We start from the raw sequence: 19,985 nt of genomic DNA, 5'->3' as shown, positions 1-19,985 counted from the left end.
GGCGAAGCGAAGTAATCCCGAAATCTTTCCAAGAGGGGGATTCCGGATTGCTTCGTCGCAAGCGCTCCTCGTAATGACGAGGAGAGATTTGGCTTCGTCTTCATACTGCGTGGATGACGCGCAATAACAGCGCACCTCACTGCACCAAATCCTTCGCATTTTAACGATTGGCTTGAAGGAATTTTCGCTCCTCACAGCGCAGGCTGAATTGTCTCCATGTGTGAGGATTTGCGGATGAAGGTTTCTACCGTTGCGCCGCCGCCGATCGCGATCGTGGTTCCGAGCTACGATACGACCAAGCAGCAGGACGATCAGACCAAGACCAAGGACGCCGACCCGACCTACAAGCCGCAGCCGCCCGCGCCACTGCCGCCGGGTCAGGGCACGCGGATCGATCAGCTCGCCTGATCGATCCTCTCGAAGACGGATCGCCCGATCAGGTCGATCCGGCCTGTCTCCTTCCGGCCGCATCTTCGCCGGATAGCGGGATCAACATCGTGCGCGCTCACCCGGGGACCTGCGCATGATCGCAACAACGAAGTTGCCGAACCGGTATCCACTTCGCTCGCAAACGCTCTAGCCATCCAACTCGCGATAGCGGCGGAAGATGCCCTGCTCATTGAAGGGAATGCGGCGCCGGCTTTCGAGATAGGCCTTGATGTTCGGCCGCGCAGCGACCCGATCGTGCAGACCGAGGAGCCCCGGAATGTCTGTCTCGAACGCAGTCATGCGCTTGGGGAAGGCATAGCGCAGCCCCGCGACGATCTGGAACAAGGACAGATCGACATAGGTCAGCCTGCGGCCGGTGACATAGGCGCCGCCATTCTCGTTGAGAAGCTGCTCGAAATAGCCGAGATATTTCGGCACGCGCTCGCTCCAGAAATCGGCGGTGCGCTTCTTTGCCGGCGGCTTCTGGTCCTCGTAATAGAGCGAGGGCCCGAGCGGATGATGCGTGTCGTGGATCTCGACCACGAGGTCGGCAATGGTGAGCTGAAGCTGGTTCACCCAGAGCCGGCCGGATTCAGTCTTGGGCGCAAGCCCATGACGGGCGCCGAGATAGAGCAGGATATTGGCGGTCTGGCCGATGACGAGCTTGCCCGCTTTCAGGAACGGCGGCGCAAAGGGCGGCGTATCCTTCTGCGCGTCCATCATTTTCATCATCGCAGCCGTGCCGCGCGCTCCGCGCGCGACGTCGGCATAAGCGGCCCCCGCCTCCTCCAGCGCCAGCCGCACATATTCGCCGCGGCCCTGGATCTCGGGCCAGTAATAGAGCTCGTATTTCATGAGAGAGTCCGTGAGCGTGGGGACGATCGGACCAATGTAGCATGTGACCGAAGGTGTCATGAGAGCGAGACGGAACGACGGCGCCACATACGCCGTCATTCCTAAAGCATGATCCGGAAAAGTGCGCAGCGGTTTTCCGAAAAGATCATGCTTAAACAACAACCTAAAGCGCGATGACCACTCATCCTGATCGCATCGCGCTTTAGCGTAGCAAAGCAATCCAGAATCCCTCTGCGGAGATTCTCTGGATTTCGTCGCAAGAGCTCCTCGCCCTGACGAGAGGAGAAAGTCAGCTACTCAATTCGCAGCGAAGCAATACAGCAGGCCGTCACCGCCGGTGCTCTTCAGATCGGCCTGCGAGCAGCCGCCCTCGGGACCGCGCGAAGGATGGGAGCTGTTCCATGATTTCGAGGGCTCATCGTCGCGCAGGCCTTGACGATCGGCGTGGCCGACCACCGCGGCGCCTTGCGTGCTCGACGTCCAGTTCTTGCAGGTCTTGTCTTCACCGGCGGCGAACGCGGTACCGTCGGGTTGCGTTCCCGTCAGGATATCGTGACGGTTCGGCGTGTCACCGCGGCCGTTGATGACCTCGCCCTTCTCACTGAGCGCCGTCTGCTTGGTGAGGTTGTTGGCCGCGCCATGCAGCTCGGCTGCATCCTTGGCGATCACCGTGCCCTTGGCGTTCTGCCACGGTCCCTTGCCGATGCGGTCCTTGGCGTTGACGGCCGGCTTGCCGTCGGCGGCCTGTGTCGAGAGATAGGCGCGCCAGGTCTTCGCACCGGCGCCGCCGGCTTGAGCCAGCTTCTGGCATTGCGCGTCCGCTCCCTCGAGCCCGCCGAGATCGGCGCCCTTGCCCGGGCCGCTGGAGGTCACGAAGAACGTCATATCGGCCGACTGCGCTTGCGCCGATGGCGTCGCCAGGAAGGCCATTGCCAGCGCAAGGCCTGAAATCGTCACGGTTCTCTCGATGCGGATCATGTTGTCCTCCCATTGTGCTTGTCGTTGGCCGCCTGATTTCAACCCAAGGCGCATCCGCTTATTCCAATGCCGCGCGAGAGCCGAAAAGAAAAAGGGCGCCGTGCGGGAAGCACGACGCCCCTTCTTGTTCAAATCGCTCGCGATCAGTTGGTCTGCTGGATCGCCGACAATTCCCAGCCGCTGCCGGGCCGCCGGGCAAACGTCCAGACCTCGGTGACTTCGCCCGGCTGCTCGCTGCCGGCGACGATCGTGGCGCTGTTGCGGTCCAGCGTCTTGTCGGTGAGCGCAAAGCGCAGCGCCACCGTGGCATAGTCGGTCTCGCCTTCGCGCCAGGCTTCGGCGAGGTCGCCCTGCAGAAGCTTGACGTCGGTCACCTTGTTGACGACGTTGCGCGCGCGGTTCTGGGCGAGGTCCTGCTCGAAATAAGAGACCATCTCCGGCGTCGCGAGCGTGTGCAGCTTGGCCACGTCCTCGTTCGACCAGGCCGCCTGGACCTCGCCGAGCAGGCGCTCGAACGACTCGTAATCGTCCGGCTTGATCTCGAGCGGCGCGTTATTGGCATTGGCGCCGAAGCCGAAGCCACCGAGGCCGCTGCGCTGGTTCGGCTGCGGTCCGGGACCTGCGCCAGCATCGGCATTGGCATTGGCATAAGCCGCCTGCGGCGTGTGACGGCGCTGCCACCAGGACATCGCCAGCCGCACCACCAGCACCACGAGCGCGATCTGGATGATCAGGCCGATGATCGACGACAAGCCGCCGAGGCCGCCGAACAGGCCGCCGCCGAACAGCATGCCGAGCAGGCCAGCGCCGAGGAAGCCGGCCGCAAGGCCGCCCATGAAGCCGCCGGCGCGGCCGAACAGGCCGCCACGCGCGGGCGCGGCTGCGGCCGAGTTCATGCCTGCACCCGGCTGGGTGTAGGTGCGGTTGAATTGCGAGGCCGATCCCGGCGCCGTCGTGGTCGAGGGCGGGGCCGAATAGGTGCGCGAGCCGCGCGAACCCGAGGAGGAGCCGCCGCCGACGCGCGCATCAGCGGACGAGATCGCCAGCGCAGTCGGGAGCGCAAGCGCCAGCACGACGGCGATCGTCTTGACGAGGTTGCGGGAGCGTAGCGAGAAATTCATGTGCGTTTCCCAAATCCCCGGCATGGGGACGTGGGCTTAAGATGGGCAGACTTCCCGAAAAGGGAAGCCGGTTTCGGAACTTGTGGCTGCGGCCCTCAGTCGCGGGGATGTGGAGAAAGCCCGTATTGGGCGGGGATATGGCCGGTCGCGGAAGGGAACCACGGTCGCCCGTTACGGGCGGTTTTGGGCAGGAATTCCCTTCCCCGTCATTGCGGGGCGCAGCCCTCTCACCACGCCATCATGACGAAACCTCACCCTTGCTTCGTCATCGTCTCCTTCACCGCCGCCACGAGCTGGCTGAGCGTGAATGGCTTCGGCAGGAAGTCGAATTGCTGGCCTTCGGGCAGGCTCTTCTCGAAAGCGTCCTCGGCATAGCCGGAAACGAAGATGAACTTGATGTCGGGATTCTCCTCCCGCATCGCCTTCAAGAGCGTCGGGCCGTCCATCTCGGGCATGACGACGTCGGAGACGACGAGATCGATCGCGCCGCTCTGCTGCTCCAGCACTTCCATGGCCTCGACGCCGTTCTCGGCTTCGACCACGGTATAGCCGCGCGAGCGCAGGCCACGTGCGTTCAGCGCGCGCAGACCCTCTTCGTCCTCGACCAGCAGGATGGTGCCCTGCCCCGTAAGATCGGTCCGCGGCTTGGCTTCGACGCCCGCGGCTTCCTTGCCAGCACCGTTGGTCGCGCTGACCGCAGCCGCCGGCTGCTCGACCTGCGCTTCGGGCTCGGCATGGTGGCGCGGCAGGAAAATGTGGAACGAGGTGCCCTGCCCCGGCTCGGAGTCCACGTAGATGAAACCGCCGGTCTGCTTGACGATGCCGTAGACCGTCGAAAGGCCGAGGCCAGTGCCTTTGCCCACTTCCTTCGTCGAGAAGAACGGCTCGAAAATCTTGTCGCGAATGTCGGCGGGAATGCCGGTGCCGGTGTCGGCGACCTCGATCCGGACATAATCCGCGGCCGGCATGCCCTTGTGGGCGAGCTTGGCCGCTTCTTCGGTGGTAACGTTTGCGGTGCGGATGATCAGCTTGCCGCCGTCGGGCATGGCGTCGCGGGCATTGACCGCGAGATTGACGATCACCTGCTCGAACTGGGAGACGTCGACCTTGACCGGCCAGAGATCGCGGCCGTGGATGGTCTCGTGCTTGACCTTCTCGCCGATCAGGCGGCGCAGCAGCATCGCAAGGTCGCTCAAGGCGTCGCCGAGATCGAGCACCTGCGGCCGCAGCGTCTGCCGCCGCGAGAACGCCAGCAGCTGCCGCACCAGCGTCGCAGCGCGCGTCGCGTTCTGCTTGATCTGCATGATGTCCTGGAACGACGGATCGGTCGGCTTGTGCGCGTTCAGCAGGAAGTCGTTCGCCATCATGATGGCGGAGAGCACGTTGTTGAAGTCGTGGGCGATGCCGCCGGCGAGCTGGCCGACGGTCTCCATCTTCTGCGACTGGTTGATCTGGTTCTCCAGCGCGCGCCGCTCGGTGGTCTCGAGCATGTGCACGATGGCGGCTTCCGCATCGTTCTCGGCCGAATCGACCGGCGTGACGAAGAACTGGCCCCAGCGCTCCTTGGTCCCTTCCAGCGCCACCTCGACCGGCGCGATGTCGGCCTTGCCTTCGGCGGCCTGGTTGATGGCGGCGATCAGGAGGTGCCGGTCGCGCGAATTGACCGCGCGGAAGATCGACTTGGAGGCGCTGTCGAGCCCAAGAGCCTGTCCGAGCTTGGCATAGCGCGCATTGGCGCGCACGACGTTGCCGCCGCGATCGACAGTCGCGATCGCCATCGGCGTGTGGTCGAAGAAGCGCATGAAGCGCACCTCGGCGGCACGATCAGGGTCGCTGCGCTCGTCGCGGGCACGGCTGATGACGAGCGTGCGCGAGGGCCCCGGCGCCCCGTCCGCGCCGAAGGCGAGCTTGTGATAGAGCCGCACCGGCATGGTCTTGCCGGTGCGCATGCGCAGATCGATGTCGAAGACCTCGGTCTTCACCTCGCCCGGCACCGCCACGATCGAGGTCAGCAGCGAGGCGCCGTCGCCCGAGACGATGTCGGTCAGCTTCAGGCCGCCCGAGCCGATCTCGGCGAGGTCGTAGTCGAGCCAGTTCGCCAGCGTCGCGTTGACATAAGCGAGTTCGCCGGCCGGATTGACCGAGAAGAAGCCGCAAGGCGCGTGATCCAGATATTCGATCGCGTGCTGAAGCTCCTGGAACACGTCCTCCTGGCGCTCACGGTCGCGGGTGATGTCGGCGATCGACCACACCGCGTATTTCGACTCGCGCTTGCCGGTGCCGAGCGGACGAACCCGCATGCGCAGCCAGCGGCCCTGGCTGCCGTCCTGGCCGGAGATGCGCACCTCTTCCTGCTGACGCTTGCCCTCGCGCGCGGCCTTCAGCAGACGGAACACGGCTTCGGAGACATCGGGGTTGCCGATGAAGACGCGTTCCACCGGGCGCACGTCCTGGGGGCCGGTGGCCCCGGTCAGGGTCAGATAGGCGGCATTGGAATAGACGACGTGGCCGCGGGCATCGGTGACCGCGAGCCCGTCGAATCCATGATCGGCGATCCGCCCCACGACGGGATCATCGAGACTGCGGTCGGCGAAGCGGATGATGCCGGCGGCGAAGGCGAACAGATTGAACAGGCCGACCATGGCCAGCACGGCGAGGATGCCGAGAATGTAGGGCTGCGCCTGCGCGCGCCCGAGGGTCATCAGCCCGATGGCGACGGCGACGAGGCCGGCGGCCACCAGCAGCACCAGGGCAATGCTGCCCGAGCGCGGCGACGGCTCGTGCGCCGCAACGGGCTCGCGTGGGAGATCGTGGTCGGTCTCGGCTGTCATCTCAAGCTGGCGCGGCCTGTCGGCAGAGAATCAACGCGCCAAGGGGCGCGTGGGGTCCTCCCTGCCTGAATCGGACCCTGAGGTGCAAGGGCAGCGGAGGCGAAAGGTACGCTGATTCCCAGATTACGGCCATTTCCGGTACTTTTCGGGTGTCTTATCCCCGCCCTGCGCTGAATCCCTGCTTCAGCCGCATGACGTAGCCGATCACTTCGGCGACCGCGTGATAGTGCTCGGTCGGGATTTCCTGGTCGATCTCGACGGTCGCGTAGAGCGCGCGGGCGAGCGGCACGTTCTCCACGATGGGGATGTCGTGCTCGCGCGCGATCTCCCGGATCTTGAAGGCGAGGTTGTCGACGCCCTTGGCGACGCAGATCGGAGCCGACATGCCGCGCTGGTAGGACAGCGCCACCGAATAGTGGGTCGGGTTCGTGATGATCACCGAGGCCTTGGGAACCGCCGCCATCATGCGCTTCTTGGCGCGCTGGTGCCGCAATTGCCTGATCTTGCCCTTGATGTGCGGATCGCCCTCGGACTGCTTGAACTCTTCCTTGATCTCCTGCAGCGACATCTTCTGCCGCTGGAACCAGCTGCGGTATTGGAAGAAATAATCGGCGATGGCGATCACCGCGAGCGCCGCGACCACCGCGCCGAGCAGATGAATGGTCATGCTGGTGCTGGCACCGAGCATGGCGGCCGGATCGAGCCTGACCATCGCCTCCATGCGATGCCGCTCCGGCCACAGGATCATGGTCATGACCACGGCGAGCAGCACCAGCTTGCCGATGCCCTTGAGAAAATTCGCCGCCGCCTGCTTGCCGAAGATGCGCTTGAAGCCGGCGCCGGGCGAGATCTTGCTGAACTTCGGTGTCAGGGATTCGGTCGACCAGACCATACGGTGCTGCAGCATGTTGCCGGCAATCGCCGCCAGCACCAGCATCAACAACGGAACGCCGATCGCCGCAAGCAAGGCGACTTCGATCTGCTGCATCAGCGCGAGCAGAGCCTTGCCGTCGGTCTTGATCATCCAGGAATTGGCGAGCAAATTGCGCATCGGCGTCAGCAGCCCGCTGCCCACCGAGCCCGAGAAGGTCGAGACCACGAGCGTGCCGCCCGCCATCATGAACCAGGTGTTGATCTCCTGGCTCTTGGCGACGTCGCCGCGTTCGAGAGCGTCGTCCAGACGCTTTTGCGTCGGGTCTTCTGTTTGACTTTCTGGATCGTTGTCTTCCGCCATCGATCCCTCGTTACCTGAGCGGCATCAATTGGTGCATGACACCGATGAAGTAATCCAGATACGTGCCCATCATCGCCGTCAGCACCACCGCGAGCACCAGGAAGCCCGCGAAGATCGAGAGCGGAACACCGACGAAATAGACCTGCATCTGCGGCATCAGGCGCGCCAGCACGCCGAGCCCGATGTTGAAGACCAGGCCGAACACCAGGAACGGCCCCGAGAGTTGCAAGCCCAGGCGGAACGCGGCGGCAAAGGCGCGCGTCGCGAGCGAGGCGACGTCGCCGCTCGACACGGTCTCCCCCGGCGAGAAGATCCTGTAGCTGTCGTTCAGCGCGGCGATCACCAGGTGATGGCTGTCGGTGGCAAACAGCAGCGTCACCCCCAGCATGGTCAGGAAGTTGCCGACCAGCACGCCCTGCTGCCCCTGCGTCGGATCGACCGAGGTGACGAAACCGAGTCCCATCTGCTGCGCGATCACCGAGCCCGCGACCTGCAGCGCCGACAGCGTCACGCGCGCGGTCGCTCCCAGCACGATGCCGATCGCGATCTCATGCAGCATGAGGACCAGCAGCGGCGCGAGCGAGCCCATGTCGACCTGGTAGGCGTTGCGGTGCAGCGGCAGGATGATCAGGGTGAGCAGCAGCGCGATCGACAGCTTGATCCGCGTCGGAATATTGGTCTCGCCCAGCCCAGGCAGCAGCATCACCATCGCGCCGACCCGGGCAAAGGCGAGCATGAAGGAAGCGGCGAGCGCCGGCAGCAGCGAGACGTCGATGCGCATAATCGACGCATCTTGCCTCAGCCGCCGATGATTCGCGACGAGATCCGCAGCATATGGGAATGAAGCGCGTCGGCCATGAACGGCAGCGCCAGCAGCATCGTGGCAAAGATGGCCAGGATCTTCGGCACGTAGATCAGCGTCTGTTCCTGGATCTGCGTCAGCGCCTGGAACAGCGACACGACGACGCCGACGACCAGACCGACCACCATCAGGGGTGAGGACACGATCACGATGGTCCAGATCGCATCGCGCGCAACGTCGAGGGTTTCGGGGCCGGTCATTTGCGAATTCTCACTTCCAGGAATTTCGGTCATTCGGGGGCTCGCGAAGCGAGAACCCGGAATCTCGAGATTCCGGGTTCGGTGCTTGGCACCGCCCCGGAATGACAGGATCGATCAGATCGGCATCTTCATGATGTCCTCATACGCCGCGATCACGCGGTCGCGGACTGACACCAGCGTGGACACCGCGACGTCGGTGTCGGCGACCGCCGTCACCACGTCCATCACGTTGGCCTTGCCGGCGGCCATCGCGACGGTCTGCGCATCCGACTTGCGGCCGGACTCCATGACGCTGCCGACGGCGTCCTTCAGCAGCGAAGCAAAGGATTGCCCGCTGGCCTCGGTGCCTTTGCCGGCACCGCTGTTCTCCAACACCCGGGCAAGGTTGGCATAAGCATTGGCTGCGATTGTCGGTGATGCCATGGCTCAATTGTCCTGTTCAGCTCTTGAGAATGTCGAGCGTGCGCTGGATCATCCGGCGCGTCGCACTGATGATGTTGAGATTGGCCTCGTAGGACCGCTGCGCGTCGCGCATGTCGGTCATCTCGACCACCGAGTTCACGTTGGGATATTTGACGTTGCCGCTGGCGTCCGCGACCGGATTGTTCGGCTCGTATTTGACGCGGAAGTTGGACTGGTCGGGCTTGATCTTGCCGAGCGTGACGACCTGCGCGTCTAGCGTGCGGTCGAGCGCGGAGGAGAAGGTCGGAACCTTGCGGCGGTAGGGATCGCCGCCTGATGTCTGCGCGGTCGAATCGGCGTTCGCGATGTTTTCCGAAATCACCCGCATGCGGCCGGCTTGCGCCCGCAGACCGGAGGTCGCGATCGCCATCGAGCGGGCAAAGTCGCTGCTGTCATTGGCCATGATGCGCCTCCTCTAGCTCTTTTTGTTCCCGGATCATGCTCTAGCCCTTGCCGATCGCGGTCTTGAGCAGATGCAGGCTCTTCGAATAGAGCGAGGTCGCCGCCGCGTAATCCATCTGGTTGCTGGCGGCCTTCATCATCTCTTCTTCGAGATTGACGGCATTGCCCGCGGGGCGGGTCTCGAAACCCGCATTCTTGTTCTGGTCGAAACCGGAAGCCGCGCCCGATGGCGTCATGTGAGACCCGCTGGTGCGGGCGAGCGCCAGGGGCCCCATCGAGCCCGTGACGGCCCCGGCTTTGTCGAGTTTCGGCTCGACCAGGTCGCGCGGCCGGAATTTGGGCGTGTCGGAATTGGAGACGTTTTCGGACAGGACGCGCTGGCGTTCCTGGTGCCATTGCATCTTGGTGCGAAGCGCCGACAGCACAGGGAGGTCGTTGATGGACATCGTCGCGGCTCCTTCCGCCTCTTGCGGACCTTGGGGTCCGAAGCTAGGCAGAATTTGCCGCGTGTATGGTTAACAGCTGGTTAAGAACGTTCCCGACACATGTCCCCGCGCGGGACACGATTTTGCGCCCCGTGATTCTACGCCTCCAAAAGTGGCATTAACCCAACCGTTTGGCGGCGCGTGCACAGGCCAAGAAGTCGTTTTGGATCGAGCGATTCATAGGTTATTAAGAGCTGGGGACGGCAAAACTTGCCGTGGGACGTTAAGAAATCGAAGTTTGGGGCATCGTAGGCCGGTGGTTGGCACATCTGACCATGGGCACGAGAAAAGCGCCATTTGTCGGGGACAAGTATGCAAGGCAGCCCTATCACCTTCATCGTCGCGTTCATCGTCGTTCTGGCGTTGATCGGTGTCGCTGCTTGGCTGGTTCGCCGATTCGCCAGCAGCCGGCTCGGCGCCAACACCCAGCGCGGCAGGATGCCCCGGCTCGCCGTGATCGATGCTGCCGCCGTCGACGGACGCCGCCGCCTGGTGCTGGTCCGGCGTGACAATGTCGAGCACCTGCTGATGATCGGCGGCCCCACCGACATCGTCGTCGAGCCCAACATTGTTCGCGCCGCGCATGGCCGCGACCAGCTCCCCCAGCGTCCCAACGCCGCCGAGCCGCCGCGCCTTGCCCCCATGCCTGATGCCGGCGGCTGGGCCGACGAAGCGCCGCGGCCCGAACTGCTCGACCATCCCGAGCCGCAAATGCCCGAGCCGCCGCCGCGGTCCGCGCGCCCGTCCTTCGCCGACGAGATGCGCCGGCCCGCTCCCGCGCTGGCCGAGCGCCGCAGCGAACCGCCGATGGGCGGCTTTCCGCCGGAGCCGGTCGCGCCCCGTCCCGAGCGCGAACCGCGGCCCGAGCCGCTGCCGCCGCGCGCTCCGCGCAGCGAGTCGCCACTGATGCCGCGTCCGCCGCGCCAGAGCGAGCCGATGAAGATGCCGCCGCCGCGCGCCGAACGTGTCCCTGCACCGCCGCCTCCTCCGCCCATGCCGCCGGCACCGCCCGTTCCACCGCCGGCGCCCGCCGCGAGCCCGTCGAGCGCCGAGCAGAATCTCGCCGAAATGGCACAGCGGCTCGAGGCTGCGTTGCGCCGCCCCGCCGGCGAAACGGTCGCGCCTCCCGTCGCACCTGAGCCGCCGGCCGCTCCCCCGCGGGCGGCTCGCAGCGAGCCGGCGGCGCCCCCGCCGCCGAAGCCGGCCACGGAAAAGACCAGCTTTGAAAACCTCGAAGACGAGATGGCCTCGCTGCTCGGCCGTCCGAAGCCGTCTTCGTGAGACTGCCGTCCCTCCCGCGTAGAGTTCTTTTCCTTTCTGTCCTGTTCGGTGCGACTTCGCTCGCAGGCCTTGCGCATGCGCAGGACATCAGCATCAATCTCGGCGGTGGCGCCGGCGGTGGTGGCGTCACCGAGCGCGCGATCCAGCTCATCGCGCTGCTCACCGTGCTGTCCATCGCGCCGTCGATCCTGATCATGATGACGTCGTTCACGCGCATCGTGGTCGTGCTGTCGCTGCTGCGCACCGCGATGGGCACGGCGACCGCGCCGCCGAACTCGGTGATCATCGCGCTCGCGATGTTCCTCACCTTCTTCGTGATGGGACCGGTGCTGCAGAAATCCTACGACGACGGCATCCGCCCGCTCGTCGCCAACCAGATCGGCGTCGAGGATGCGCTCCAGCGCGCCTCGGTGCCCTTGCGCGGCTTCATGCAGAAGAACGTGCGCGAGAAAGACCTCAAGCTGTTCCTGGATCTCTCGGGCGAACCGCTGCCGGCCACCCCCGACGACCTCGCACTTCGCATCCTCGTCCCCGCCTTCATGATCTCCGAGCTGAAGCGCGCCTTCGAGATCGGATTCCTGTTGTTCCTGCCGTTCCTGATCATCGACCTCGTCGTCGCCTCCGTGCTGATGTCGATGGGCATGATGATGCTGCCCCCGGCAACGATCTCGCTGCCGTTCAAGCTGATCTTCTTCGTCCTGGTCGACGGCTGGTCGCTGGTGGCAGGAAGCCTGGTGCAGAGCTACGGGGGCTGAGGCCGGCTCGGCGACACCCCGCCGGCACATCCTCTCCGCTCTCGCGGATAGCCTCCTCCCCGTCATTGCGAGGAACTCGCGACAAAAATTGCAAAGCAATTTTTGCGCTGATGCGACGAAGCATTCGCGGCGCTCGTAATGGCGGAGGATCTGGCGTCGTCCTGGGCCGCGCTTCGCGCGGCAGTCTACCGCGCCATCTTGATCTGCCGCACGACGGGAATCGTCGGCAGCGAACCGGTGTGGTCGCTCTGTTCCTTGGCCTGCGGCGAGCCCGGCGCGCGGGCGGTGGCGTCGGGGAAGCGCTGCTTCATCTCGCGCAGGAAGCCGTCGAGCGTATCGACGCTGGCGGCGAGCTTGGCGATCTCGGCGAATTCGGCGCTGGAGGCCCCGGCCGGCTTGCTGGCGATGTCGAAGGCGAGACGGTCGGCGCTCTCGCTCATCAGCGGCGCGTATTTCTCGCGAAAGCGCGACAGGCCAATCGAGTCGTCGGCGAGCGCATAGCCGACGGCGGCGCGGATGATGTCGCTCTTCTCCACCGTGTTGAGCGGCTTGAAGTCGCGGAAGCGCTCGCCGTAATAGAGTTCGATCTGCTCGGCGGATTCGCGCCAGCGCCGGGCCGCCCAGAAGATGTCGGAGCGCAGGCGGAGCACTTCGCGCCCGGAGACGTTGGAGACGATGTCGAGCGCGAGATCGTGACGGCCGACGTCGCTCTGCGCGCGCGCTTCCAGCAGCAGGCGCTGCTGCCTGAGCTCGCCGGAGAGGTCACTGATGCGGCTCGCGCGCAGCGCGGTGATCGCCATATCCGGTCTGCGGTTCGCCAGGTAGATCATGGAAAGTCGCGCGGCGACCTGGGCGCGGGCGGCGCCTTCGAGGCGGTGATCGACCTGGTATTGCAACAGCTCGGCGGCCTGGTCGAGCAGATCGATCGAGGCGAGACGGTCGGCGAGCCGGCGGATCAGCTCGTCGCCGCGGCGGCCGATCGGCGTCAGCTCGCGGAATTCGTAGAACATCCCGAGCGCCTCGACCGGCGGCAGTTCGTCACCCTTCGGTCCGAGGAAGATCTGCGTGAACAGATCGGAGGCGAGATCCTGCGCCTGACGCGAGGCTTCGGCGTTCGGCTGGAGCTTCGTTGCGGTGCGCGCCGCGGTGAGCGCATCGCGGTAGCGCGCGTTCTCGGCAAACATCCGCGACAGCATCTGGAGCGTCTTGACCTCGATCGAGTCGCCGCGCCAGGTCATGGACAGGGTCTCGAGCTCGCGCAGCGCGTCTTCCTTGCCGATCTCGTCGCGCTTCTGCCGCAGCGCGACCTCGAGCTGCTTGGCCTCGGCCGCAGCCGCCCGATCGCTTGAGGCGGCCGCGAGCTTGTAGTCGTCGAGCGCGTCCTTGTCGTGGCCGAGCGCCTCGGCGAGCCGGCCGCGCAGCACGGCGAAGCCTGGCGCAGCCTCAGGCGGGACACCGACCACTTCGAGTTCGCTGCGGCGCTTGGACGCGCCGGCATAGTCCTTCACCTCGAGGGCCGCGCGCATCGCGTCCATCGTCACGATGCGCTGGATGTCGAGCGGCAGCGAGGCGATGGCGAATTCGACATTCTTGAACTTCTCGCGCGCGTCGGCCCACTTACCCTGGCGCGCATAGGCGAGGGCCTTCCAGAGCTGGGAGTCGTGACTGTTGCCGATCACGGGATTGGCGAGGTCCTTCAGGCCCTGCGCCGGCCGGCCGATCAGGATGCTGGCGATGGCATGCATGATCAGCGCACCGCTCTCCTCCTTGTTGAGCGGATCGCTCAACATCAACTCGGTCACGGCCTTGGCCTCGTGATACATCGCGCGCGACATGTAGAACTGCGCAAGCTCGAGCCGCGGCAGCGAGCGGAGCGCCGGCTCGACGGCCGAGATCGCCGTCATCAGTTCGGCCTGGCGCGCCATGAAGTTTTCCGACTGGCCCTTGCGCCAGCCTTCGGGGCTGAAGACCGGGCGCACCGCGGTCGGCGCCCGCTCGGCCGAGATGTCGACCGGTGACAGCGTCAATCCACCCTTCTTGCCGAGGATCACCTTGTCGGCGCCTACCTCGACGCCGATCTCATCCGAGTTCGGCCGGACCGCAATGCCGTGCGCGGATTCCAGCAGCGAGAGATCAACGAGGTCCTGCCGCTTGATGAAGCCGCGCACCGGCCGCTGCGCGGTGACGACATAGAGCGTGTCCCCGGCGTCGGGATCGGTGAGCTTGTGCAGCGCGCCCGGATTGGAGAAGGGGATCGCGATATTGGCGAGCGCGGGGTCGGTGATGTTGCGCGACATCATCAGCGGCAGCGGCGTCGACTGGATCTTGTCGGCCAGCGTCAAGAGCCAGTTGGTCTCCTTGCCGACCTCTTCGCTCGCCAGCGAGTAGACCAGCGGGCGGGTGAGACGGATGCGCAGCGCCTGCCCCTTGTCCAGCGGGATGCGGCCGACCTCGCCGATCATCGCACCGCCCTTGGTGCGGATGGCCTCGACATCGATCGGCTTCGGCGTATCGAACACCAGCCACACCGTATCGCCCCGACGGAACGCCGCCGCGGGCGTTGCGACCTGAATCGGGAACGTCACGCGCAGGCCGTCGCTGTCGCGGCGCGCATCAACGCTGGCGACAGCCGGCTGCGGCGCGGCCGGGGCCTCGGCGGGCGCCGCCTTGGCGGCTTCCTTGACCGGCTCCTTCGCGGGCTCTTTCGGCCCTTCGGCAGCCAAGGGCTTGGCTGGCGCGGCTTCGACAACAGGCGGCGCCGCAGCTTCCTTGGGCGCCTCCGGAGCGTGCACAGCCTCAGTCGACGGCGCCGGTTTCGGAGCTTCAACGGGCGGCATCGCGGCGGGCGCTTCCGGCTTCAGCTCGGGCTTGCCGCCGATTTTGGCTTCGCGCGCGATCGTCTCCGACGTCGGCGGCGCGATCTCGCGATGGGCGTCCTTCGGCTTCTCGGCCGCGGGCCTGTCCGGCGCAGGCGCCGGTCTGTGCCCTGCAGGCTTCATCTGCGCGATCGCCGCCTCGGGAGTCGCGGCTGCCGTCTTGCCCTTGTCGGGCTGGAAGGAGATGTCGACGACGTAATTCTTCTCGTCGCGGAACGAATGCACGTCGGAATCGCCGATCAGCGCGATCTCGACATTGGTCTGGTCGAGGTCGGCCTTCTGCTTGATCGAGGCGACGTTCGGCGGCGCCGCGACGACCGCGTCCGCCAGATCGAAATTAAGGTTGGCGTTGAAAGCGAGCGTGAGCTTCCGTTCGTTGAGCACGGAGGAGACGCCGACACCGTCGGGCATCTCGAACACGAAGCGCACGAAGGTCGGCTGCACCGAGGCACGCACGCGGATCTGCGGACGCTTCTTGGTCTCGGCCGCGGCGCGCTGGGCGCGTAGCGCGCGCTCGGCCACGCGGGCGCGCTCGGCGAGCTCCTTGACCACGTCCATGGGCAGGCTCGGCGGCGGCCCCTTCCAGCCCTCGGGCAAGAGGTCGACGAAGGTGCGCTCGCCGGCGTTCATGGTGTTGACGGTGACGCGCCGTGCCAGCGACAGGCGGATGGCGCCGCCATCGGGGTCGCGGCGCGCGGAGTTGACGTAATTGGGCGCGCCTTCCGGAACGCGGTCGACAGGGACGTCGACGGGCCGGTCGAAGCGGATGATGAGGATGGAGCCCGCAGTCGTCACCTCGGAGGGAACGTCCTCGCCGAGCTTGATGACGAGGCGGGCAAAGCCGCCGCCGGCCGAAAAACTCGCCTCGCCCCTGACAGGATCGGCCGCCCGGGCAGGCGCACCGAGACCGACCAGCAGGCAGACTGCCAGCACGCCCGCTTTTCGGACATGACGCGACAGCCCCGGCGCCAACGCGCGGGCTCGCGACCACAATCCATCGGCAGCCTCTCGCGCCATTGGCGGCATGTCTTCCGGTTCGACGGTTTAGCCGGCATTGATGCCGGCCCTGCCCTCGACTTTAAGGTTTTGCCAATTAAGGACTTCTTAAGTATGAGCTCTCAATTCGGCTTTTGCGTCGGCTTGCCGTCGATCTTGGGCAGCTCAGCGGCTGAAGCCGACTGATCGCCGCCGCCATTGGCCCGGCGAGCCATCTCGACCGTCAGCTTCTCGGCCGCCTCCGGCGACATCACCCCCATGATGTCCGACATCTTTCGCGGCGCGATGGCCGAGGCGATCTCGATCAGCACGCCCATCTCCAGCCGGTCGAACACCCGCGCTGCGTCCTTGGGCTTCATGCCCTCGTACATGGTGACGAGGCCCTTCATGCGCTGGGCTTCGGCGGCCTTCTGCTCGGCCTGCGTCGCGGAGATGCGGGTTTCCACCGCCTTCATCTCCTCGACCTTGTTCTCGATGCGCTTCTCGGCCGATTTGAGCAGGCTCTCGCGGATGTCGATCTCGCGCTGGCGGGCCTCGATCTCCTGGCGGCGCGCCTGCAACCGCTCGAGGATCGCGCGCTCGGAGGCCGAGACCTGCGGCTGGGCTTCGTCCACCTTGATCACGGTGCCTTCCGGCTTGGTCTCGGGCGCCGCGGGCTTGGGCGCCTCCTTCGGCGCACCATGAGTCGAGCCGGTGATGATCTCCGGGTCCTCCCGGCGGCTCGGGAAGTTCAGATTCTCCTGCGCCCAGGATTTCTTGGTCTGGTTCGGCTTGTAGTCGAACACATAGCCGCCATTGATCGCGAGGCCCGCGACTTTCAACGTGGCGAGGCCTGCGACGGCAACCAGGACGACCGGGATGACGCGGATGTTACGAAAGGACTTCATGCCCGGAGGTTCATGCGGCAAGGCCGTTGGATCGTCGGCGCTCGGAGAAGGCTTCGGCTGCCGCCGCGACCGCCTTCGCCGTCGATGGCTTGGCCGCGGGCGCGGCGACCGTTTCCGGACCGGTCATGGGGCGTGCGGCGATCGCGATCTTGGACAGCCGCCGCACCACGTTGTCGGCTTCGCCGAGCTGCCTGTGGAGTTGCTCCGACATCTGCGTCGCCGCGGCGAGCTGGCTGCCGAGGTTCTCGTTGACGTCGCGCACGGCCAGCTTCAGCCCGCCGATCGCCCGCTCGGCGATCTCGGTCGCGGTGATCAGCTCGCCGATCACCGCCTTCAGCGAATGCTCGTCCGCCTTCAGCCGCGTCAGCCGCTTGTTGAGCATGACGCAGTAGACGATCGTCAGCATCAGCAGGATAGCCACCAGCGTCTCGATCGCCATTCCCAGGGAGTGGTTCATGGGGCCTCCATCATCTTGTTCTGCTCGTCCACCTTCTCGAACATCGCAAGTGTCGTACTTGGCTTGCGCAAGGGTTTCGTCACGCGGATCGCGACGCGGTCGCCGACCCGGCCCATCCGCCCCTCGGTCAGCGTGACGTCGCCGCAGCGCACGGTGACGTTGGCGTCGGCGCGCATGTCCAGCGGCAGCGTGTCGCCGACCTTGAGTCGCATCAGCTGCTTGAGCGGAATGTCGGCCTCGTAGAGCACGGCATCGACGGCGATCTCGGCCTGTACGATCTCGGTGGCGAAATGGCCTTCCCAGACCGGGTCGCGGCCGAACTTTTCGCCCATGAACATCTGGAGCAGGACGCCCCGGATCGGCTCGATGGTTGCATAAGGCAGCAGCAGTTCGATATTGCCGCCGCGGTCTTCCATGTCGATGCGCAGGCGCACCAGGATCGCGGCATTGGCAGGACGGCTGATCGCGGCGAAACGCGGATTGGTCTCGAGCCGGTCGATCGAGAAGGTCACCGGCGACAGCGGCCGGAACGCCTGCTCGGCGTCGGCCAGCACCACCTCGACCAGCCGCTTGACCAGCTCAGTCTCGATTGTGGTGTAGGGCCGGCCCTCGATGCGGAGCTGGCTGGTGCCGCGGCGGCCGCCGAGCAGCACGTCGATCATCGAATAGATCAGGTTGGAATCGACCGTCGCCATGCCGAAGTTTTCCCACTCCTCGGCCTTGAAGACCGTGAGGACGGCGGGCAGCGGGATCGAATTCATGTAATCGCCGAAACGCACCGAGGTGATGCGGTCGAGCGAGACTTCGACGTTGTCGGAGGTGAAATTGCGCAAGCTTGTCGTCATCAGCCGCACCAGGCGGTCGAAGACGATTTCGAGCATCGGCAAACGCTCGTAGGAGACCATCGCCGAATCGATGATGGCGCGAATGCCGGAATGGTCGTCGAGCGTGACGTCGCCGACGGCGAAGCCAAGGAGATTGTCGATCTCCTCCTGCGACAGCACCCGCTCACCGGAGTTCTTGCCGCTGCCGAGATCGCGGCTGCCGTCCTCGACCATGGCCGCCCATTGCAGGGCCATGGTCTCCGACAGCTCGTTCTCGGCGGCAGCCTTTGCGGCCTCCGCGGGATCCTCGGAATCGAGCGACGCCTCCCATTGGGCGGCAATCGCATCCTGGTCCATTTGCTCGTTGCCGGCCATGACGCTAGCCCATTGCCTTCCGCAGCGTGCTCACTGGACCACGACTTCCTTGAACAGCACCGCGCTGACCTGGACCGGGGCGACCGCCGCGTTGACGCGCTTGGTCAGCTCCTCCTTGAGGCGGAAGATGCCCGCGGACCCATTGAGGTCGGAGGGGCGCAGCTCGCGCACATAGGTCTGGAAGATGTCGGTGACGCGCGGCATCGTCGGCTTGATCGCCTCGATCTGCTTCTCTTCCTTCAGCTCCAGCACGATCTTCAGCCGCAGATATTGCACGCGCTCGCCCGGCGCGCCGGCGAGGTTGACCATGATGTCGGGAACGTCGACGAAGGACGGCGGCTTCGGTGGAGGGGCTGCCTCGGCATGATGCTCGTTGTCGCCATGACGGAAGAAGAAGAACCAGGTCGCAGCGCCGCCGCCGAGGACGGCGAGCAGGCCGACGACCATGATGATGAGCTTCAGCTTGTTCTTCGGCGGAGCGGCTTCCGCGCCCTCACTGGCCGCGCCGCCTTCTGCTTCATTCTCTGCCATGATCGCCGCGCCCGGATCTCTAAAAGGGGTCGAAAGAGCGAAGCCTCAAGACAGTGACGCGATACAAATGCCCCGGCGGAGTGCGCTCCTCTTCACGGCAAACGCTACGGTAATAATGGTTAACGGAATCTTTCAATTGGGCCTCCACTAGGAAAAATCTGCCGGGCAGACATGGCTAACAGAACCTTTCTGCCGCCCTCCCGCGCCCAACAAAAATCGTCAAGGCATTGAAATCGCCTGATTTTCCGAGTTGGCATGGCTTTCGCTGAGAGAGGACCGAGACCCAACGGTTTGGGAGAACCTGAAGGTCTCGTTCACGGATCCGCCAAGGCGCTTGGGAGAGCGAAATGGCAGATCCCTCTCAGGGGAGATTTCCGATGCAGAACGCGCTTCTGATCGGCTTGTCACGGCAGATGACGTTGGAACGGCAGATGGATGTCATCGCCAACAACGTCGCCAATGCCAACACCAACGGCTTCAAGGCCGACCACTCGCTGTTCGAGGAGTTTCTCAACTCGAACGCGCGTGAGGACAATTTCGTCGGCGCCGACCGCCGGGTCTCCTATGTGCAGGACCGCGGCACCTTCCGCGACATCGGCCAGGGGCCGATGGAGGCGACCAACAACCCGCTCGACTTGGCGATCGACGGCAACGCCTATTTCGCGGTGCAGGCCAATGGCGGCGAGTTCTTCACCCGAGACGGCAAATTCTCGCTCAACAGCACCGGCCAGCTCGTCACCTCGAACGGCAATCTGGTGCTCGGCACTGGCGGTCCGATCACCTTCCAGCCGACCGACCACGACATCAACATCGCGCCCGACGGCACCGTCACGGTGCTCGAGGGCACGGCCAAGACCGACTCGATCCGCGGCAAGATCCGCATGGCCTCGTTCGACGCGCCGGCCAAGCTGACCAAGCTCGGCGCCAATCTCTACGCCGCCGGCTCCGCCGTCGCGCAGCCCGACACCAAGTCGACCGTCCGCCAGGGCTATGTCGAGAAGTCGAACGTGAATTCGGTCGGCGAGATGACCCGCATGGTCGAAGTCATGCGCAGCTACACCGCCATCGCCAACCTGCTCCAGCAGCAGAGCGACCTTCACAAATCGGCGATCGAAAAGCTCGCCGACGTTCCGGCCTGATTGAG

The 19,985-nt window shown here is 65.2% G+C and carries 19 protein-coding genes; 4 read left to right on the top strand and 15 right to left on the bottom strand.

From position 1 onward, the window contains the following. Positions 1–234: 234 nt before the first annotated feature. Entirely contained in the window at positions 235–408 is a 174-nt protein-coding gene (locus IVB28_RS10235) for a hypothetical protein (protein ID WP_018321873.1), read from the top strand. A gap of 168 nt (positions 409–576) precedes the next feature. On the opposite strand, the gene IVB28_RS10230 is transcribed toward IVB28_RS10235, so the two are convergent. The 10 genes from IVB28_RS10230 to flgB form a co-directional block, all read right to left on the bottom strand. Beyond that, entirely contained in the window at positions 577–1,284 is a 708-nt protein-coding gene (locus IVB28_RS10230; protein WP_247525946.1) for a glutathione S-transferase, read from the bottom strand. 297 nt (positions 1,285–1,581) lie between these two features. After that, the gene (locus IVB28_RS10225; protein ID WP_247525945.1) at positions 1,582–2,262 is read right to left on the bottom strand and encodes a lectin; all 681 of its coding nucleotides are present in this window, start codon (positions 2,260–2,262) and stop codon (positions 1,582–1,584) included. A 143-nt stretch (positions 2,263–2,405) separates the two neighbouring features. Then, positions 2,406–3,407 (bottom strand): Tim44 domain-containing protein, encoded by a 1,002-nt coding sequence (locus IVB28_RS10220; protein WP_247525944.1) that lies wholly within the window; start codon positions 3,405–3,407, stop codon positions 2,406–2,408. A gap of 227 nt (positions 3,408–3,634) precedes the next feature. Then, positions 3,635–6,214, bottom strand: coding sequence for a PAS domain-containing protein (locus tag IVB28_RS10215; RefSeq protein ID WP_247525943.1), 2,580 nt, complete (start codon positions 6,212–6,214; stop codon positions 3,635–3,637). A gap of 154 nt (positions 6,215–6,368) precedes the next feature. Next, entirely contained in the window at positions 6,369–7,448 is a 1,080-nt protein-coding gene (flhB, locus tag IVB28_RS10210) for a flagellar biosynthesis protein FlhB (RefSeq protein WP_247525942.1), read from the bottom strand. A 10-nt stretch (positions 7,449–7,458) separates the two neighbouring features. Next, entirely contained in the window at positions 7,459–8,229 is a 771-nt protein-coding gene (gene fliR, locus IVB28_RS10205) for a flagellar biosynthetic protein FliR (RefSeq protein ID WP_247525941.1), read from the bottom strand. Positions 8,230–8,246: 17 nt separating this feature from the next. Continuing rightward, positions 8,247–8,510, bottom strand: a complete 264-nt coding sequence (fliQ, locus tag IVB28_RS10200; RefSeq protein ID WP_007612284.1) for a flagellar biosynthesis protein FliQ — start codon at positions 8,508–8,510, stop codon at positions 8,247–8,249. A gap of 114 nt (positions 8,511–8,624) precedes the next feature. After that, positions 8,625–8,933 carry a flagellar hook-basal body complex protein FliE gene (gene fliE / locus IVB28_RS10195; protein WP_247525940.1) on the bottom strand — a complete coding sequence of 103 codons (309 nt, stop codon included), beginning with the start codon at positions 8,931–8,933 and terminating at the stop codon, positions 8,625–8,627. A gap of 16 nt (positions 8,934–8,949) precedes the next feature. Continuing rightward, the gene (gene flgC, locus IVB28_RS10190) at positions 8,950–9,375 is read right to left on the bottom strand and encodes a flagellar basal body rod protein FlgC (protein ID WP_063195430.1); all 426 of its coding nucleotides are present in this window, start codon (positions 9,373–9,375) and stop codon (positions 8,950–8,952) included. 40 nt (positions 9,376–9,415) lie between these two features. Further along, the gene (gene flgB / locus IVB28_RS10185) at positions 9,416–9,820 is read right to left on the bottom strand and encodes a flagellar basal body rod protein FlgB (RefSeq protein WP_246931034.1); all 405 of its coding nucleotides are present in this window, start codon (positions 9,818–9,820) and stop codon (positions 9,416–9,418) included. A gap of 351 nt (positions 9,821–10,171) precedes the next feature. On the opposite strand from flgB, the gene IVB28_RS10180 reads away from it, so the two are divergent. Both IVB28_RS10180 and fliP read left to right on the top strand, forming a co-directional pair. Continuing rightward, complete coding sequence (locus tag IVB28_RS10180) at positions 10,172–11,140, top strand: flagellar biosynthetic protein FliO (RefSeq protein WP_247525939.1); 969 nt, start codon at positions 10,172–10,174, stop codon at positions 11,138–11,140. After that, complete coding sequence (fliP, locus tag IVB28_RS10175) at positions 11,137–11,895, top strand: flagellar type III secretion system pore protein FliP (protein ID WP_247525938.1); 759 nt, start codon at positions 11,137–11,139, stop codon at positions 11,893–11,895. Before IVB28_RS10180 ends, fliP begins: the two co-directional genes overlap by 4 nt. A gap of 185 nt (positions 11,896–12,080) precedes the next feature. On the opposite strand, the gene IVB28_RS10170 is transcribed toward fliP, so the two are convergent. The 5 genes from IVB28_RS10170 to fliL form a co-directional block, all read right to left on the bottom strand. Continuing rightward, positions 12,081–15,788 (bottom strand): tetratricopeptide repeat protein, encoded by a 3,708-nt coding sequence (locus IVB28_RS10170; protein WP_247525937.1) that lies wholly within the window; start codon positions 15,786–15,788, stop codon positions 12,081–12,083. 101 nt (positions 15,789–15,889) lie between these two features. Next, positions 15,890–16,654 carry a flagellar protein FlbB gene (locus IVB28_RS10165; protein ID WP_247525936.1) on the bottom strand — a complete coding sequence of 255 codons (765 nt, stop codon included), beginning with the start codon at positions 16,652–16,654 and terminating at the stop codon, positions 15,890–15,892. A gap of 10 nt (positions 16,655–16,664) precedes the next feature. Continuing rightward, positions 16,665–17,111: a DUF6468 domain-containing protein gene (locus IVB28_RS10160; RefSeq protein WP_247525935.1), complete on the bottom strand. Its 447-nt coding sequence runs from the start codon at positions 17,109–17,111 to the stop codon at positions 16,665–16,667. Next, positions 17,108–18,310 carry a flagellar motor switch protein FliM gene (gene fliM, locus IVB28_RS10155; protein WP_247525933.1) on the bottom strand — a complete coding sequence of 401 codons (1,203 nt, stop codon included), beginning with the start codon at positions 18,308–18,310 and terminating at the stop codon, positions 17,108–17,110. The genes IVB28_RS10160 and fliM overlap by 4 nt, the downstream gene beginning before the upstream one ends. Positions 18,311–18,340: 30 nt before the next feature. Continuing rightward, positions 18,341–18,841, bottom strand: a complete 501-nt coding sequence (gene fliL, locus IVB28_RS10150; RefSeq protein WP_247525930.1) for a flagellar basal body-associated protein FliL — start codon at positions 18,839–18,841, stop codon at positions 18,341–18,343. A 377-nt stretch (positions 18,842–19,218) separates the two neighbouring features. On the opposite strand from fliL, the gene flgF reads away from it, so the two are divergent. Beyond that, a complete protein-coding gene (gene flgF, locus IVB28_RS10145; protein ID WP_247525929.1) occupies positions 19,219–19,980 on the top strand; it encodes a flagellar basal-body rod protein FlgF in 762 nt (253 codons plus the stop codon). The last annotated feature ends 5 nt before the right edge of the window (positions 19,981–19,985 follow it).

It is taken from the genome of Bradyrhizobium sp. 199 (assembly GCF_023073355.1).
GTDB lineage: Bacteria > Pseudomonadota > Alphaproteobacteria > Rhizobiales > Xanthobacteraceae > Bradyrhizobium.
This window is presented reverse-complemented; position numbering and strand designations above follow the sequence as displayed.

Coding starts and splice junctions, on each gene's coding strand:
- IVB28_RS10235 (WP_018321873.1), top strand. CDS start 235: ATGAAGGTTTCTACCGTTGCGCCGCCGCCGATCGCGATCGTGGTTCCG.
- IVB28_RS10230 (WP_247525946.1), bottom strand. CDS start 1,284: ATGAAATACGAGCTCTATTACTGGCCCGAGATCCAGGGCCGCGGCGAA.
- IVB28_RS10225 (WP_247525945.1), bottom strand. CDS start 2,262: ATGATCCGCATCGAGAGAACCGTGACGATTTCAGGCCTTGCGCTGGCA.
- IVB28_RS10220 (WP_247525944.1), bottom strand. CDS start 3,407: ATGCCGGGGATTTGGGAAACGCACATGAATTTCTCGCTACGCTCCCGC.
- IVB28_RS10215 (WP_247525943.1), bottom strand. CDS start 6,214: ATGACAGCCGAGACCGACCACGATCTCCCACGCGAGCCCGTTGCGGCG.
- flhB (WP_247525942.1), bottom strand. CDS start 7,448: ATGGCGGAAGACAACGATCCAGAAAGTCAAACAGAAGACCCGACGCAA.
- fliR (WP_247525941.1), bottom strand. CDS start 8,229: ATGCGCATCGACGTCTCGCTGCTGCCGGCGCTCGCCGCTTCCTTCATG.
- fliQ (WP_007612284.1), bottom strand. CDS start 8,510: ATGACCGGCCCCGAAACCCTCGACGTTGCGCGCGATGCGATCTGGACC.
- fliE (WP_247525940.1), bottom strand. CDS start 8,933: ATGGCATCACCGACAATCGCAGCCAATGCTTATGCCAACCTTGCCCGG.
- flgC (WP_063195430.1), bottom strand. CDS start 9,375: ATGGCCAATGACAGCAGCGACTTTGCCCGCTCGATGGCGATCGCGACC.
- flgB (WP_246931034.1), bottom strand. CDS start 9,820: ATGTCCATCAACGACCTCCCTGTGCTGTCGGCGCTTCGCACCAAGATG.
- IVB28_RS10180 (WP_247525939.1), top strand. CDS start 10,172: ATGCAAGGCAGCCCTATCACCTTCATCGTCGCGTTCATCGTCGTTCTG.
- IVB28_RS10170 (WP_247525937.1), bottom strand. CDS start 15,788: ATGGCGCGAGAGGCTGCCGATGGATTGTGGTCGCGAGCCCGCGCGTTG.
- IVB28_RS10165 (WP_247525936.1), bottom strand. CDS start 16,654: ATGAAGTCCTTTCGTAACATCCGCGTCATCCCGGTCGTCCTGGTTGCC.
- IVB28_RS10160 (WP_247525935.1), bottom strand. CDS start 17,111: ATGAACCACTCCCTGGGAATGGCGATCGAGACGCTGGTGGCTATCCTG.
- fliM (WP_247525933.1), bottom strand. CDS start 18,310: ATGGCCGGCAACGAGCAAATGGACCAGGATGCGATTGCCGCCCAATGG.
- fliL (WP_247525930.1), bottom strand. CDS start 18,841: ATGGCAGAGAATGAAGCAGAAGGCGGCGCGGCCAGTGAGGGCGCGGAA.
- flgF (WP_247525929.1), top strand. CDS start 19,219: ATGCAGAACGCGCTTCTGATCGGCTTGTCACGGCAGATGACGTTGGAA.